19 protein-coding genes are annotated in these 15626 nt (G+C 64.6%); 11 read left to right on the plus strand and 8 right to left on the minus strand.

Annotation, left to right across the window (positions count from 1 at the left end):
* Positions 1 to 76 precede the first annotated feature (76 nt).
* Positions 77 to 1699 (minus strand): M28 family metallopeptidase, encoded by a 1623-nt coding sequence (locus V2I08_RS04760; protein WP_349634057.1) that lies wholly within the window; start codon positions 1697 to 1699, stop codon positions 77 to 79.
* A 154-nt stretch (positions 1700 to 1853) separates the two neighbouring features.
* Here V2I08_RS04760 and V2I08_RS04765 point away from each other — a divergent pair, with 154 nt between their 5' ends.
* From V2I08_RS04765 to V2I08_RS04775, 3 genes are all read left to right on the plus strand, one after another.
* The gene (locus V2I08_RS04765; protein ID WP_349634058.1) at positions 1854 to 4721 is read left to right on the plus strand and encodes a pitrilysin family protein; all 2868 of its coding nucleotides are present in this window, start codon (positions 1854 to 1856) and stop codon (positions 4719 to 4721) included.
* Between the two features lie 25 nt (positions 4722 to 4746).
* On the plus strand, positions 4747 to 5049 hold the full coding sequence (locus tag V2I08_RS04770; RefSeq protein ID WP_349634059.1) for a hypothetical protein: 303 nt from the start codon (positions 4747 to 4749) through the stop codon (positions 5047 to 5049).
* A 115-nt stretch (positions 5050 to 5164) separates the two neighbouring features.
* Positions 5165 to 5617, plus strand: a complete 453-nt coding sequence (locus V2I08_RS04775) for a MarR family transcriptional regulator (RefSeq protein WP_349634060.1) — start codon at positions 5165 to 5167, stop codon at positions 5615 to 5617.
* Positions 5618 to 5875: 258 nt separating this feature from the next.
* On the opposite strand, the gene pal is transcribed toward V2I08_RS04775, so the two are convergent.
* The 6 genes from pal to V2I08_RS04805 form a co-directional block, all read right to left on the minus strand.
* Complete coding sequence (gene pal / locus V2I08_RS04780) at positions 5876 to 6388, minus strand: peptidoglycan-associated lipoprotein Pal (RefSeq protein WP_349634061.1); 513 nt, start codon at positions 6386 to 6388, stop codon at positions 5876 to 5878.
* Positions 6389 to 6505: 117 nt separating this feature from the next.
* A complete protein-coding gene (gene tolB, locus V2I08_RS04785; protein WP_349634062.1) occupies positions 6506 to 7840 on the minus strand; it encodes a Tol-Pal system beta propeller repeat protein TolB in 1335 nt (444 codons plus the stop codon).
* Positions 7837 to 8868 (minus strand): cell envelope biogenesis protein TolA, encoded by a 1032-nt coding sequence (locus tag V2I08_RS04790; protein ID WP_349634063.1) that lies wholly within the window; start codon positions 8866 to 8868, stop codon positions 7837 to 7839. Before V2I08_RS04790 ends, tolB begins: the two co-directional genes overlap by 4 nt.
* 19 nt (positions 8869 to 8887) lie before the next feature.
* A complete protein-coding gene (gene tolR, locus V2I08_RS04795) occupies positions 8888 to 9343 on the minus strand; it encodes a protein TolR (RefSeq protein ID WP_349634126.1) in 456 nt (151 codons plus the stop codon).
* A 121-nt stretch (positions 9344 to 9464) separates the two neighbouring features.
* Positions 9465 to 10172 (minus strand): protein TolQ, encoded by a 708-nt coding sequence (gene tolQ, locus V2I08_RS04800; RefSeq protein ID WP_043152101.1) that lies wholly within the window; start codon positions 10170 to 10172, stop codon positions 9465 to 9467.
* Positions 10169 to 10639 (minus strand): YbgC/FadM family acyl-CoA thioesterase, encoded by a 471-nt coding sequence (locus V2I08_RS04805; RefSeq protein WP_349634064.1) that lies wholly within the window; start codon positions 10637 to 10639, stop codon positions 10169 to 10171. Before V2I08_RS04805 ends, tolQ begins: the two co-directional genes overlap by 4 nt.
* Positions 10640 to 10808: 169 nt before the next feature.
* Between V2I08_RS04805 and V2I08_RS04810 the strand changes: the two genes are divergently transcribed.
* Positions 10809 to 11687, plus strand: coding sequence for a 3-hydroxyacyl-CoA dehydrogenase NAD-binding domain-containing protein (locus V2I08_RS04810; RefSeq protein WP_349634065.1), 879 nt, complete (start codon positions 10809 to 10811; stop codon positions 11685 to 11687).
* Between the two features lie 199 nt (positions 11688 to 11886).
* Here the strand turns inward: V2I08_RS04810 and pspF are convergent, their stop codons facing one another.
* The gene (gene pspF, locus V2I08_RS04815) at positions 11887 to 12921 is read right to left on the minus strand and encodes a phage shock protein operon transcriptional activator (RefSeq protein ID WP_349634066.1); all 1035 of its coding nucleotides are present in this window, start codon (positions 12919 to 12921) and stop codon (positions 11887 to 11889) included.
* A 185-nt stretch (positions 12922 to 13106) separates the two neighbouring features.
* Here pspF and V2I08_RS04820 point away from each other — a divergent pair, with 185 nt between their 5' ends.
* Genes V2I08_RS04820 through V2I08_RS04850 form a run of 7 tightly spaced genes read left to right on the plus strand, consistent with a single transcriptional unit; the run spans position 13107 to position 15598 of the window.
* Positions 13107 to 13283, plus strand: coding sequence for a hypothetical protein (locus tag V2I08_RS04820; protein WP_349634067.1), 177 nt, complete (start codon positions 13107 to 13109; stop codon positions 13281 to 13283).
* 47 nt (positions 13284 to 13330) lie between these two features.
* A complete protein-coding gene (gene pspA / locus V2I08_RS04825; protein WP_349634068.1) occupies positions 13331 to 13999 on the plus strand; it encodes a phage shock protein PspA in 669 nt (222 codons plus the stop codon).
* Positions 14000 to 14003: 4 nt separating this feature from the next.
* A complete protein-coding gene (gene pspB / locus V2I08_RS04830; RefSeq protein ID WP_310224027.1) occupies positions 14004 to 14270 on the plus strand; it encodes an envelope stress response membrane protein PspB in 267 nt (88 codons plus the stop codon).
* Position 14271: 1 nt separating this feature from the next.
* Positions 14272 to 14646 (plus strand): envelope stress response membrane protein PspC, encoded by a 375-nt coding sequence (gene pspC / locus V2I08_RS04835; protein WP_310224029.1) that lies wholly within the window; start codon positions 14272 to 14274, stop codon positions 14644 to 14646.
* Between the two features lie 30 nt (positions 14647 to 14676).
* Positions 14677 to 14967 (plus strand): hypothetical protein, encoded by a 291-nt coding sequence (locus V2I08_RS04840; RefSeq protein WP_310224031.1) that lies wholly within the window; start codon positions 14677 to 14679, stop codon positions 14965 to 14967.
* Positions 14968 to 14996: 29 nt separating this feature from the next.
* Positions 14997 to 15308, plus strand: a complete 312-nt coding sequence (locus tag V2I08_RS04845; RefSeq protein WP_349634069.1) for a hypothetical protein — start codon at positions 14997 to 14999, stop codon at positions 15306 to 15308.
* Between the two features lie 38 nt (positions 15309 to 15346).
* Positions 15347 to 15598, plus strand: a complete 252-nt coding sequence (locus tag V2I08_RS04850; protein WP_349634070.1) for a hypothetical protein — start codon at positions 15347 to 15349, stop codon at positions 15596 to 15598.
* Positions 15599 to 15626 lie beyond the last annotated feature (28 nt).

Below are 15626 nucleotides of genomic sequence, written 5' to 3' on the forward strand. Positions count from 1 at the left end.
TCGTAATGCTGCCCCTCATGTGGTGTTGCCCAAAAACCACACAAGGGGCGATACGCAATTTCCGCAGGCGCGTGACTTATTTGGGCATCGGGGCCTTGGGCTGCTCAGCGGCGAAGGCGTCACCGAAGAAATCCTGCGCATACCAGCGCGGGGCTTCCGGCGCGTCGGCGATCTGCCGGGCGATGGCATAGTTGACGCGGGCGAATTTGGCGGCGGCATCCCAGTTGAAGGGTAGGTCGATCTGGTCGGATGGCTGGTGATAATGGGTTTTGAGGAAATGTTCGAACGCCGCTTTGCCCGGCCCGGCAAAGCCGGTCATCAGAAACACGGCGGGCACGCCTTCCTGCACGAAGCGATAATGGTCCGAGCGGGTGAACAGGCCTTCGGCAGGCAGCGGGTCGGGCGAGAGGGTGACGCCGACCGATTGCGCCGCGCGATCGACGATCGGGCCGAGCGTCGAATGTTCCGCGCCGAACGCCACGACATCTTGAAAATCATAGGTCAGGATCGGCATGTCGAGATTGACGACGCCGACCAGCTTGCCGCCTTCCGGCAGGACCGGATGCTTGGCGAGATATTGCGAGCCGAGCAGGCCGTCCTCTTCGGCCGTGACGGCGGCGAACAGGATCGAGCGTTTGGGCCGCGCGCCGCCTTCGGTAAAGGCCTTCGCCACCGCCAGCATGGTCGCGGTGCCCGACGCATTGTCCATCGCGCCATTATAGATTTTGTCCTCGCCCTTCGCGCTTTCCTTGACGCCATTATGGTCGAGATGGGCCATCAGCAGCACATATTCATGGGCCAGCGCCGGGTCGGAGCCGGGGAGCACCGCCAGCACATTGGCCGAGGGGGCCGTGCTGACGGAACTGGCGCGCTCCAGCGTGACGAGTGGCTTGAGCGCGAAGCCCTTGGGGCGGCCACCCTTCTTGCCCGCCTGCTTCAGGATGGCGGCGAGATTGCCGCGCGACCCGGCGAAAAGCGCCTCTGCGGCCGGGCCATGGACCGTCGCCGTGGCGCGGATGCCGGGGGTGCGGACATAGGGCTGGCCTTGGGTGTCGATCCAACTGACGACGGGATCGTTGCTGCGCTCGCGCAGCTTGTCCCAAGGCATCCGGGCGAGCAAGCTGGGGCTGGGCAGGGTGATGAGGCCGATGGCCCCGGCCTTCTGCGCCGCCAGCGCCTTTTCAGCGGCAAGATGCGCGCCGACTTCGCTCGGCATGCCGATAGGCGAGCCGGAAAGGGCGACCGCGAATTTGCCCTTGAGGTCCAGCCCGGCATAATCGTCGATCTTCTCGCGGTCGGATTGCAGGCCATAGCCCACGAACACGGCCCCGGCGGCGATGCTCTGTTTGGCTTCGCGACCAAAGCCGCCGATCGCGACATCGGTGCCATTGGCGAACCGCTGGCCGCCGATGGTGAGCGCGGCGGGCGCGGTCTTGTCGAGATCGGCCAATGCCAGCGTGACCGGCTGATACCAGCTATCCTTGACCGCTGGGGTAAGGCCGAGCGCCGCAAAGCGGGCGGCGACGAAGCGGGCGGCGATGTCATAGCCGCGCGTGCCCGCGTCGCGTCCTTCGAGCAGGTCGTCGGCGAGGAATGTCACGTCGGCGCGGATCGCGTCGGGCGAGAAGGTCGGTTCCTGCGCGATTGCGGGCGCGGCGAGGGCGAGCAGGGAGACGAGGACGGGAAGGCGAAAGCGCATGGGCACCTCATTTAAGGTCGATGATGGAGTGGAACCTATCGTCGCCGTTCGCGCTGTCCAGCCGTATGCGTATTGCGCTGCTAAAACGCCCCGCTATTCTAGCGCCATCCTGCGGGCCGCTTCACCCCCGCTGCTTTAGTCAGAAGGCTCCTTCATGATCCTGTCTTCCCTGCCGCGCCGCCTGCCCCTGCTGATCGGTTTGTCCATGCTGGCGATGACGCCCGTGACCCAGGCGGTGGCGCAAGGCACGGCCACTGTCGCCGCGCCCGCGCCGCTTTCCAGCCTCGTGGCGGCGGTCGATATTCCCTATGAAGAATTCACGCTGAAGAACGGCCTGCGCGTCATCGTCCATACTGATCGCAAGGCGCCGGTGGTGGCGGTGTCGGTCTGGTATCATGTCGGGTCGCGCTTCGAGCCTGCGGGCAAGACCGGCTTTGCGCATCTGTTCGAGCATCTGATGTTCTATGGGTCGGAAAATGCCGACGGGCCGTTCTTCGGACGGCTGGAGGATATCGGCGCGACCGACTGGAACGGGACGACCTGGTTCGATCGCACCAATTATTTCGAGACGGTGCCGACCGGCGCGCTCGACCGCGCGCTGTTCCTCGAATCCGACCGGATGGGCCATTTGCTGGGCGCGGTGACGCAGGCGAAGCTGGATACCCAGCGCGGCGTCGTTCAGAATGAAAAGCGGATGGGCGAGAATGAGCCTTATGGCCTGGTCGAATATGCGCAACTCGCTGCGCTGCTGCCCGAAGGTCATCCCTATCGCCACTCCACCATCGGGTCGATGGCGGACCTGAATGCCGCAACGCTGGCTGACGTGCAGATGTGGTTCAAGACCCATTATGGTCCCAACAACGCCGTGCTGGTGCTGGCGGGCGACATCGACATGGCGACGGCGAAGAAGAAGGTGGAGCGCTGGTTCGGCAACATCCCCGCCGGGCCGCCGCCCCAGGATGTGGACGCGACCGTCCCGACGCTCGACAAGGATGTCGAGAAGCTGATGAAGGATAATGTCGCGGCGACGCGGCTCTATCGCAACTGGGTGGTGCCCGGCGTCAACGGCGCGGACCTGCCCGCTATCGACCTGGCGCTATCGGTGTTCGGCGGGCTGGGATCGTCGCGGCTCTATACGACGCTGGTGCGGGATGAGAAGGTGGCGGTGGGCGTCAAGGCCAATGTCCAGCCGTTCGAAAAGCTGAGCATCGCCGAGATCACGGTGGACGTGAAGCCGGGTGTGGACGCGGCGACGGTGGGCAAGCGGCTCGACCAACTGCTGGCCGATTATCTGACCAACGGGCCGAGCGCCGACGAAGTGCAGCGCGCCGCCACGCAGCGGGTGGCCGGGACGATTTCGGGGCTGGAAAAGGTGGGCGGCTTTTCCGGCAAGGCCGTGACGCTGGCCGAGGGGGCGGTCTATTCGAACGATCCCGCGACCTACAAGAAGGATCTGGCCGCCTATGCCGCAGCGACTCCGGCACAGGTGACGGAAGCGGCGCGCAAATGGCTCGGACGGCCGGTGTTCCGACTGACCGTGGCACCGGGCGAGCGGACGGCGGAGGATAATGCGCTGGCGGGCAATGCGACGATGAAGCCCGCTTATTTCCGCGACCCCGATGCGCCTGCGCCCACGGCCGCAACGCCACCCAAACCGACCAAGATCGCCGAACCGCCGATCGAGCCGGTCGCGGACCTCGACTTTCCGCCGGTCGAACATGCGAAGCTCAGCAACGGCATTCCGGTCGTCTTCGCGCGCCGCGCCACCGTGCCAACGGTGCGGGTGTCGGTGGCGTTCGATGCGGGTAATGCGGCTGACGACCGGACGAAGCTGGGCACGGCGGCGCTGACCACCGCGCTGCTGGACGAAGGGACCAAGAGCCGCAGTTCGCTGGACATTGCGCAGGAGCAGGAGCGGCTGGGCGCGGCGGTGAGCGCGGGCAACAGCATGGACCGCACGACCGTTGGCTTGTTCGCGCTCAAGCCCAATCTGGATGCGTCGCTGGGGCTGCTGGCCGACATCGTGCGCAACCCGGCCTTTGATCCCAATGAGGTGGAGCGGCTGCGCGGGCAGATGTTGACCCGGATCGCGTCCGAGAAGACCCAGCCGATGGCGATCGCCCAGCGGATGCTGCCGCCCTTGCTCTATGGCACGGCGCATCCCTATGGCATCCCCTTCACCGGCTCCGGCACGGAAAGCGGGGTCAAGGCGGTGACGCGGGCCGATCTGGTCGCTTTCCATGAGGGCTGGCTGCGGCCCGACAATACCAAGATCTTCGTCACCGGGGACACCAACCTCGCCGAATTACTGCCCTTGCTGGAAAAGCGCTTTGGCGACTGGAAGGCCCCGGCGGCGGCGAAGGGGACCAAGCTGTTCCGCATGGACCGAATGGCGCGGCCGGCGCGGATCATCCTGATCGACAAGCCGCAAAGCCCCCAGTCGATGATCCTGGCCGGGGTACTGACGTCCAAGAAGGGCACCGACAATCCGGTGACGCTCCAGTCCGCCAACGAGGTGCTGGGCGGCAGCACGACGTCGCGGCTGACCATGGACCTGCGCGAGACCAAGGGTTGGGCCTATGGCGCGGGGACGGCGTTGCCGGGGGTGAAGGACACCATCCCCCTGCTGGTCTATGCGCCGGTGCAGAGCGACAAGACGGGCGAGTCGATCATCGCGGCGCGGCAGGACATCAAGGATTTCCTGACGACCAAGGGGACGACCCAGGCGGAGCGCGACCAGACGATCAACGGCCAGATATTGTCGCTGCCGGGCAGTTTCGAGACGTCTTCGGAACTGATGGGCGCGATGATGCGCAACGATCTTATCGGGCGGGCGGATGATTTCTACGAGACGCTGCCCAAACTCTATCGGGCGATGACCGCGGCCGATTTCGACAAGGCGGCGCGCGAGGCGATCAACGCCGACGGGCTGATCTGGGTCGTGGTGGGCGATGCGAAACTGGTGCGGCCGCAGCTTGACGCGGTGGGCTTGCCGGTCGAAACCGGCACCCTGGCTGACTGAGAAAAAACCTAAAGGAGTGAACGAGATGGCAACTGTCGATGGCGCTTATGATTGCGTGGCCAAGACGCCGATGGGCGATCAGAATGGCGTCTTTACCGTCATCAGCAATGGGGAGCGGTTCAATGGCACCTTTGCCGGGATGATGGGATCGCTGGACGTGGTCGATGGCAAGGTCGCGGGCGACGTGCTGACCTGGAAGATGGAAATGACCATGCCGATGCCGATGACGCTGGAATGCGAGGCGACGGTCAGCGGCGATGCGATTACGGGCACGATGCAGTTGGGCGCGTTCGGGGCTTCGGCCTTTACGGGGACGCGGCGGCCCTGACGGCGCAGGGGGTTCGGGTGCTTCCCGAACCCCCACGCCTTTTCCACAAAGCGGACAGCGAGGCGGACATAGGTTGCGACTTGTGCAAAATTGATTAGTTAGCTATCTAATCAACATGGCGGACGCGGAACAGGAATTGGCTTTGTTGCATCTGCTGGCCCCGGTCGCGCGGGGCTGGCGGCAGATGGGCGATGCGGCGCTGGCGCAGTTCGGCGTGTCGAGCAGCGCGGGATGGTGCCTGGTGCATCTCGATCAGCTTGGAGAACCACCGCGACAGGCGGAGCTGGCGCTGCTGCTGGATATCAGCCCGCCCTCGCTGGTGCGGACGCTGGACCAGTTGCAGATCGCCGGGTGGATCGAGCGGATCGCGGATACGGATGATAAACGCTCCAACCGGCTGGCGCTGACGGAGGCGGGCAAGACGCTTGCGGAGAAGATTGCGGCGCGGCTGGCGGAATTGCGCGCGGGGTTGCTGGGTGGGTTGCCCGATGGTGCGGTCGAGGTTGGGGTCGAACTGTTGGGATTGTTGAGTTTGCGGATGGCCGAGCAGCGGGCTGGGGTGGGGTGATCTCACCGTCTCTCCTGGGTTTTGGGTTGGGATGGTGCCGATCCCGCTCTCCTTGCAGGGCAGGATTTCAGAGTGTGCTGCCTTGAAATTCCTGCTCGTCATTGCGAGCGCAGCGAAGCAATCCATTGTAGCGCCGATGGATTGCTTCGCTGCGCTCGCAATGACGATTTGATTTCAGGTCATCCGGCGCTAGCAGTGCCCACAAAGAGGCCCGCCGGTCGGGGACGGGCGGGCCTCTTTATCAGCGCGTAGGGACGATCAATATTGAATCGTTACCGTCACCGCGCGGCGGTTTTGCGCCCAGGAGGCTTCGTCCGAGCCGAGGGCGGCAGGGCGTTCCTTGCCGTAGCTGACGGTGGTGATGCGGCCCGAATCGATGCCCAGCGAGGCGAGATAGTTTTTCGCGGCGTTGGCGCGGCGTTCGCCGAGCGCGATATTATAGTCGCGGGTGCCGCGTTCGTCGGCATGACCCTCGATCGTGACGCGGACGGCGGGGTTCTGCTGGAGCCAGGCGGCCTGGCTCTGGAGCGTCGCCTGATCCTGCGCGTCGATGTCATATTCATTGAGCGCGAAGAAGATGCGGTCGGAGGATACCGAGGCGACGAAATCTTCCTGGCTGCCCTTGACCGGGCCGCTCGATCCGATCGGACCGCTGGGCATTGTTGTGCCGGTGCCGCCGGGGGCGGGGGGCAGTTCGGCGGGTGGCTTTTTCGAGCAGGCGGCGAGCGCGATGATGGCGGTGGCCATCAAAAGGGTGCGGGACATTTTCATGACGTGTCTCCTTATTATAGCGCTGTCTGCTGGGGGTGGTTGGCAGACAGGGTCCGTGAAGTTCGTTACGCTGTCAAGACGAATGGGTTCCATCGGGACAGCGCGGTAGAAGAATTATCAGGGCAGCAACGGACCCCAAGCCGGATCGGAGCCGCTCAAAGGCGTCGGGATGCGCCGTTCGTTGACGCCGGTCAGATCGACCTGCCACACCTGGCTGGCCCCTTGCCGACCGGGCGTGGTGCGGAAGAATTGCAGCACGCGGCCATTGGGCGACCAGGTGGGCTGTTCATCCTGCCAGCCATTGGTCAAAATCCGTTCGTTACCGCCGCTGGGCGTCATCACCGCAATCTTGAAGTCGCCGGACATTTTGGTGAAGGCAATGAGGTCGCCACGCGGGCTCCATTCGGGCGTCGCATAGCGGCCGCCGCCATGGCTGATGCGGCGCTGGTTCGATCCGTCGGCATTCATGATATAGAGCTGCTGACCGCCCGACCGATCGCTTTCGAACACGATCTGGCTGCCGTCCGGCGAATAGCTGCCGCCGACATCGATGCCGGGCGAGGTGGTGAGGCGCACCGGCGTTCCGCCATTGGCCCCGATGCGGTAAATGTCGGTATTGCCCGCCACCGCCATCGAGAAGAGGATATAGCGGCCATCGGGCGACCAGCGCGGCGCGAAGGTCGGGTTGTTGCTTTCGGTCACCAGACGCTGCTGCCCGGCGCCGATGTCATAGACATAGAGGCGCACCCGGCTGCCCAGATAGCTGACATAGAGGATGGATTTATAGTCGGGCGAGAAGCGCGGGGTGAGCGCCATCGACTGGCCGTTGGTGATGAAGCGATGGTTTGCGCCATCGCTGTCCATGATGGCGAGGCGCTTGACCCGCGCGCCCTTGGGACCGCTTTCGGCGATATAGGCGATGCGGCTGTCGAAGAAGGGGCTTTCGCCCGACAGGCGGGCATAGATGGCGTCGGCGCATTTATGCGCGGCGCGCCGCCAGTCGCGCGGTGCAACGACGAAGCCCTGGCGGGTGAGTTCCTGCTTGAGCGCGACGTCGTAGAGATAACAGCCGACGGTAATGTCGGATTCGCCGCCGCTGGTGCGGACGAAGCCCTGGACCAGCGCCTGATAGGCACCCCATTTGTCGAACTGGGGGAAGGTGACTTCGGCAAAGGGAATGACCGGCAGGCCGCCCGGACCCGACGGGTCGAACAGGCCGGAGCCTTTGAGGTCGGCAGCGATGACTTCGGCGATCTTGCGGCCCAGTTCCGTGGCGGAGCCGGCGGGGGTCGCCACCTCCTGCTGCGCGGGCAAGGGCGGCACCGCGACCTTGACATTGCTGTCGATCTCGCCGGTGACATCGACCGACAACTGGGCCTGGGCAGGCAGGGCGGTGAAGGCGAGCAGCGCGGCGGTCGCCATGCCGATACGGTGGAGCAGGGTGGGTTTCATCGGTTCAGCCTCGCGTCAAAGCGGAGTGGCCGGAGCCATTTCCATTGGTCGTAAAATTCAGGTGGCATGTTGCGGAACGGGGAAGCAAGCTTCACCGCCTGGATCGCGCGTTCGGCATGAAGCTGCGCCTGTGGCCGGTTGCTGGCGTTGACGCCAAGCTGGTCGATTATCTGGGGCGTACCGATGACCGCGCCGTTCCTGTCGAGCCGCACTTCGAGCAGCGTCACAAGCTGATCGGCATCCGCGCCCGACGGCGGACGCCAATGCGGCTTCAACTGACGGCGCAATTCCGCGTCGAGCGCCGATTTCTGGGCCGGACCCATGGCGGCGGCCGGTTCCGGGGCAGGGGGACGACGCGGCGCGTCAGCGCTGGTGTCGATGCCCTTGAGGAAATCATTGCCGAGCAGCGAGCCTTTGGGCTTGTCCGCCTTGCCCTGGCCGGAGGCGCGCGCGGGGGCGTCGGCCTTGGTCGCGGGCTTGGCGGAGGGCTTGGCCGATGCGGTTGCGGCGGGCTTGGTCGGCTTGGCGTCCGCCTTGGCCTTGGCCGGTGCCGTCTTGGCGGGCGTGGGCTTGGCCGGTGTCGGTTTGGCCGCGGGCACCGGCTTTTCGGGCGCGGGCTTGGGCTTTGCCTTGGCCACTTCCTTCTTGGCGGGCGCGGGCTTGGGTTTGGCAGGCGCGGGTTTCGCGACCTCCTTGGGTGGGGTCGGTTTGGGCTGCGGCTTGGGTTGCGGTTTGGGCGGGGCGGGCACCGGCTGGGGCGTCGGTTCGGGCGCGGGTTCGGGTTCCGGTGCGGGCGCGGCGTCCTGCGTCGGTCCCTGTTCCGGCGCGATGCTGGGCGGCGGCGGCGCGGTCGAGATTTGCGGCGCAGTCGATTGCAGCGCGACTTCGTCCACCATGGAGACTTCCATCGGCGGGGTCTTGAGCTTCAACGGGTTGGGGGTCGTCAGGAATCCGGCCGACAACAGCCCGAACAGCAGCACATGCCCCGCCGTCGCGACACCCAGCCCAATCTTTTCCGCGCGTTCCATCCAGCCTGTCCTACGGACTCTAGTCTGAACCGTCGCTGGCTGCGTCAGGCGACGAGACCAGCGACACCTTGTTCAGGCCGGCGCGATTCAGTTCGGCCATGACTCGCATGACCCGGCCATAATCCAGCCCTTTGTCCGCGCGCAGGAAGATTTGCGGCGCGTCCGGATTGCCGGCATTGGCGGCGACGATTTCAGCGAGCCGGTCGGGCAGGTCGGCATCGGCCACGGCATCTTCATCGACATAGGTTGCGCCGTCGCGGTCGATGGAGACGACGGTGGGCTTGGCGTCCTGGTCCAGCCCCTTGGCGCGGGTTTCGGGCAGGTTGACCGGCACGCCGGTCACCAGCAACGGCGCGGTGACCATGAAGATGATCAGCAGCACCAGCATGACATCGACCAGCGGGGTGACGTTGATGTCGGCCATGGGCGCGCGGCCGCGACCCCGGCGGGCGGAGGGAGGGCCGGACATGGCCATTAGCGGGGGACTCCCGTCCCGGTCGCCGTTCGGTTCGAGCTTGTCGAGAACGAAGCGCGCCGTTCTCGACAAGCTCGAACCGAACGGGGTTGGGAATGTGCGGTGAAAAGGACGGAAGCGCTCATCGCTGGGCCTCCAGTTCGCGGCTCAGGGTCGCGTAGAAGCTGTCGGCGAAGCGGGTGAGGGCGGATTCGAGGCGGTTTATGCCGTGGCTGAAGCGGTTATAGGCGATGACCGCCGGGATCGCGGCAAAAAGGCCGATGGCAGTGGCGAACAAGGCCTCGGCAATGCCCGGCGCGACCACGGCGAGCGAACTATTCTGTTCGGCGGCGATCGCGGTAAAGGCGCGCATGATGCCCCAGACGGTGCCGAACAGGCCGACAAAAGGCGCGACCGAACCGACCGTGGCCAATATGTTGAGCCGGTCCGACAGGCGATCAATTTCCGCCGCGATGGTGCTGGACATGGCGGTGGCGAGCCGGTCGCGCGTGCCGTCGCGATCGACGACCTTTTGCGCGGTCGAGCGCCGCCATTCGGTGACGCCGGCCGCCATCACCTTGGCGGCGGGATGCTCCACCTTGCCACGGGTCTCGTAGAAGCGGTCAATATCCTCCGCCTTCCAGAAATCCGCCTCGAACTTGCGGCTTTCCTTGCTGGCACGGCGCAGGCTGACCGAAAAGCCGATGATGATCGCCCAGGTCCAGATGCTGGCCAGCAACAGGCCCAGCATCACCCCCTTCACGACGATGTCGGCCTGAAGGAACAGGGCCAGCGGGGAAATGGTGGCGGCGTCGGCCACCGCGGCGACGTCTGGCAGGTTGAGGGTCATGGGTGGAGGTCTTCCCCTTGGCAAAGGCGGCTAAAAATTTCGGTCCAGGCTTTGGGTTGCCGTTGCGGGCGGCCCTGTGGCGTCAGCCATGCAACGCAAATGCTGGCGTCGGTCAACTGTTCGTCGCCGCGCATGACTGACTGATGAATGGTGCAGGTCGCTGCGCTCACCTGAGCCACGCGGCTGACCACCATCAGGTCGTCATCCAGCCGGGCGGGACGGCGATAGCGGATCTGCAGGTCGGTGACGGCATAGACGCCGGTGCCGCCTTCATGCGCGGCGCGCTGGTCGATCTGCGCCAGGCGCAGCATGTCGGACCGGGCGCGCTCCATATAGCGCAGATAATTGGCGTGATAGACGAGGCCCGACAGGTCGGTATCCTCGAAATAGATGCGTAGCGGGAAATGATGCACGGCCGCAATGAAGCGTCCGGTCGCGGGAGAGGGCATCATTTCGGCAACAGTCATGGCGGGCTTTTAACCATGGCGCGCGGTTGAGGCAAAGGCCGAAACGTCCTTCCCCCGCGCAACAGGCGCATTTTGTCGCCTGCGCTTTTTGAGGAGTGGGCCGCTCTGGCCCCCGGACGGGGGGAAGGCTAGGAAGGGCGCACGGAATCAAGCCAGGGAGAGAAGGCGCATGACGGATATTCGCACGGTAGGCGTGATCGGCGCGGGGCAGATGGGCGCAGGGATAGCGCAGGTGGCGGCGCAGGCGGGCTATGACGTGATCCTGTCGGACATCGACCTGCCCCGCGCGGAGAAAGGGCTGGCGGGGATCGCCAAACTGCTGGCGCGGGCGGTGGAGAAGGAGAAGATTACCCAAGCCGATGCCGATGCGGCGCTGGCGCGCATCCGGCCGGTGGGGGAGATCGCGCCGTTGGCCGACGCGCAACTGGTGATCGAAGCGGCGACCGAGCGCGAGGAAGTGAAGCGCGCGATCTTCGCCAATGTCGGGCCGTTGCTGGCGGCTGATGCGATCCTGGCGACCAATACATCGTCCATCCCGATCACCCGGCTGGCGCAGGCGGCACCCGATGCGGGGCGGTTCGTCGGCGTACATTTCTTCAACCCGGTGCCGGTGATGGTGTTGGTCGAGGTCATTCGCGGGCTCGCCACGACGCCGGAGACGGTGGCGGCGGTCGAGGGCTTTGCAGGCCGGATCGGCAAGACGGTGGTGCAGGCGTTCGACGCGCCGGGCTTCGTCGTCAACCGCATCCTGCTGCCGATGCTGAACGAAGCGGTGTTCGTTCTGGGTGAGGGCGTGGGTAGCGTGGTTGATATCGACATGGGCTGCAAGCTGGGGCTGAACCACCCGATGGGGCCGCTGACGCTGCTCGATTTCGTCGGGCTGGATACGGCGCTGGAAATTCTCAACGTGTTCCTGAGCACCACCGGCGACCCCAAATATCGCCCCGCGCCGCTGCTGGTGAAATATGTCGAAGCGGGCTGGTATGGCCGCAAGACCGGCCGGGGCTTCTACGATTATTCGGGCGCGGAGCCTGTGCCGACGCGGTGATCTGACCTTTTTGGACCGTCATCCCAGCGAAAGCTGGGATCCATGGGCGCAACGCTTTGCGCGTCAGGGCGACGTAGCGGCTCATGGATCCTGACTTTCGTCAGGATGACGGGTTGAGGGGTGGGCGAGGATGTGCGCCCTGTTGCACGCCCCCTCCACCACCGCTGCGCGGCGGTCCCCCTCCCCGTGCCGGGGAGGATTAGCCCGCGCTCAGGCTGTGTTTCTTCATGCAGTGGCGGAGTTGGTCGTAGGTGAGGCCGAGGCCCTTGGCGGTGGCGCGCTGGTTGAAGCGGTAGCGGTCGAGGGCGGCGGTGATGATCGCGGATTCATAGGCATCGACGGCGGCGCGCAGGTCGCAAATGTCATCGACCGACGCAGCGGCGGAGGCAGCGCTGGATTGGGCGGTCGGCACCGGCGGGTCGCAGGGGTCGGCGGCGCGGGGCATGAGCGGCTTGGGCTTCCAGGGGGAGGCGAAGGGGTCGAAGGTGATGCGGCTGATCGGGCGGTTCGGCATATCCCAGCGATAGACGGCGCGCTCGATCACGTTGCGCAATTCGCGGACATTGCCGGGCCAGGCATAGGCTTCGAGTTCCGCCAGCGTCGCCGCGTCGAAGCCCGGCCATTGCGGCCAGCCAAGTTCGGCGGCCATGCGTCGCCCGAAATGATCGACCAGCACCGGCACATCGCCTTCGCGCGCGCGCAGCGGTGGCAAGGTGATGACTTCAAAGCTCAAACGGTCGAGCAGATCGGGGCGGAAGCGCCCGGCATCGGCGGCGGCGGGCAGATCGTCATTGGTCGCAGCGACAATGCGGACATCGACGCGCAGCGGCTTGGACGCGCCGATGCGGGTGACTTCGCCATATTCGACCACGCGCAGCAGCCGTTCCTGCGCCGCCATCGACAGGGTGCCCAGTTCATCGAGGAACAGCGTGCCGCCATCGGCTTCCTCGAACCGGCCGGGCCGCGCGCGGTTGGCGCCGGTGAAGGCACCCTGTTCATGGCCGAACAATTCGGCTTCGATCAGGGTTTCGGGCAGCGCCGCGCAGTTCATGACGATCAAGGGTTCGCCCCAGCGCGGCGACAAGTGATGCAGCCGCTCGGCGATCAGTTCCTTGCCGGTCCCGCGCTCGCCGATCACCAGCACCGGGCGGTTGAGTTCGGCCGCCCGGCCCGCCAGTTCGACGGCGTCGAGAAAGGCCAATGACTGGCCGACGAAATGGGTCGTTTTCTCCATACCCCAACTTATGGTGAAATTTCCCACCTTGTCGCAAGCGAAATTCCGCACTCGACCGAAAGGGATGGGCAAAAATGACGGAAATCCGTGCCTTTCGGCAAATTGGCACGGCCCCTGCAGAGCTAGGGGCAATCCGCAAATAATCGCGGAAATCGATGAAGGCCAAGGTTCAGGGAGTGTATAAGATGGAAGACAACAGCAACAGCGTTCGCGAAATCGGCCAACTGATGACGGTCGCCATCGCCGCCCTGCTGGTAGGATCGACCCTGATCCTGGCAGCGATCGGCCCGGCCCGTGCCAGCGAAACACCGATCCTCGCCAGCGAAACCCACAATTCGGCGACCCTGCGCTATCTCGCATAAGGTCATCGAAGGCACCAAGACAAGCCAAGACCAGGAGTGACGTTAAAATGGGTATTTTTTCCCGCACCCGCGACATCATCGCCGCCAATGTGACCGATCTGCTCGACAAGGCGGAAGATCCGGCGAAGATGATCCGCATGATCATCCTCGAAATGGAGGAAACCCTGGTCGAAGTGCGCGCGTCCGCCGCCCGCACCATCGCCGACCAGAAGGAAATGCGCCGCCACATCACCAAGCTGACCGCTTTGCAGGATAGCTGGACCGAAAAGGCGCAGCTTGCCCTGTCCAAGGATCGCGAAGACCTGGCCAAGGCGGCGCTCGTCGAACGGCAGAAGGCGACCGACATGGCCGAGCATCTCGCCCATGAGATCGAGACGCTGGACGAGGCGCTGCGCGCCGCCGAAGAGGATATTGCCAAATTGCAGGCCAAGCTGCGCGAGGCGCGGGCGCGCCAGAACAGCCTGGTGACCCGGATGCAGAGCGCGGAAAACCGCCTGCGGGTGCGCGAAGCCTATGCCGGCGAGAAGGTCAACGAGGCCTTTGCCCGCTTCGACATGCTGGAGCGCCGGGTCGACATGGCCGAAGGCCGCGCCGACGCGATGGACCTGGGCAGCCAGCCCAAAACGCTGGAAGAAGAGATTGCCGAACTGCGTTCCGCCGACAAGGTGGATGCCGACCTCGCCGCGCTCAAGGCCAGCATGAACAGGGAAGGCTGATCCGATGGAAGATGTCTTTCTGCCCATCATGGTGTGCGGCATGTTGTTCATCGGCATGCCGTGGCTGATCTTCCACTATGTCACCAAGTGGAAGCAGGCCCCCAAGATCACCGACGAGGATGAGAAGCTGCTGGATGAACTCCACCTTCTTGCCCGCCGGATGGAGGAGCGGCTGCAGACGGTCGAACGGATCGTCGCCGCCGACAATCCCGATTTCCGCCCGCATCGTCCGCAGGAGCCGGACGAATTCACCTTCGACCGGAGAAACTGACATGACCGCCCGCCGCACCAAATTCTACCTCGACAAGCAAAATGGCAAGTTCATGGGCGTGTGCTCCGGCATCGCGGATTATACCGGGATCGACGTGGTCTGGGTTCGGGTCGCCATGGTCCTGTCCTTCTTCATCATCGGCTGGACGCTGCTGGGCTATTTCGTGATCGGCTTCGTCGCCGACAAGAAACCCACCGGCCTTTATTGCGACCGGGATGACGAGAAATTCTGGCAGGGCGTGCGCGCCAACCCGGCGCGCTCCACCCGCGACGTCCGGTCCAAATTCCGCGACATCGACCGCCGCCTCGCAGACATCGAAATCTATTATACCAGCCGCAATACGCGCCTGGCCGATGAGATCGACAGCCTGCGCTAAACAGCCTGGGGCAAAACAGGGAGACTAATCATGAATGTCGGTGGACCTTTCTTTGTCCTGGCCATCATCGCGATGTCGACTTTGGGCTGGATGTTCACCACCTGGGTCCGTGCCCGTCACGGATATCCGGTGGAAAATGAATGGACCGGCACCGTTGATCGAACCGACGCCGACGCTGGTCGAAAAATCGACCTTCTTTCCAATGAAAACGAAAAGCTGGTGGGCCGGATCAGCCGCCTGGAGGAACGCATCGCCGTGCTGGAACGGATCGCCACCGATCCTGCCACCCGCACCGCGCGCGATATCGAGGCGCTGCGCTGAGGCGCGGCCGACAAAGGGAGTAGATTATCATGTTTCCATTTGAGGCATTTGCGCCGGTCGCGGCGGGATTGGGCATGTTGGCGATTGGCGGCTGGATATTTACCACCTGGTTGCGGGTGAAAAACGGTTATCCGCTGGAAAATAGCTGGGGCAAGCCCGTCTATCCGCAGCGCAATGCGGAAATGGCCGAGCGGATCACGCTGCTGAGCCAGGAAAATGCGCAACTGCGCGCCGAGATCGGGTCGATGAAGGACAGGCTGGCCGTGGTCGAGCGGATCGTCACCGATGAAAGCCATCAATTGACGCGCGAGATCGAGCAATTGCGCGGCGTGGCCAACTGAAGGCCGACATAACGCGCCAAACAGGGAGTTAAAGCGCCATGAATCCTTTTGAGATGGTGGTTGCCATCATTGCCATCACCGCTATCGCCAGCGTGTTACGGGCCAAATATGGCGTCGTGCGCCGCGACAAGGGCGAAGACGTCATCCAGCGCGGCCCGGACCCCGATACCGAGCGGCTGCGCGCCGAGGTGAGGGCGCTCAAAGAGCGGGTCGCGGTGCTGGAACGGCTGGCGACCGATGGCTCCAGTGCGCTGGAGCGGGAATTCGAAAAGCTGCGGGACCGCGACTGAGCGCGGTTCCTTTCGACAGGGAGGCACA

The organism is Sphingobium sp. MK2, assembly GCF_040170545.1.
Lineage (GTDB): Bacteria > Pseudomonadota > Alphaproteobacteria > Sphingomonadales > Sphingomonadaceae > Sphingobium.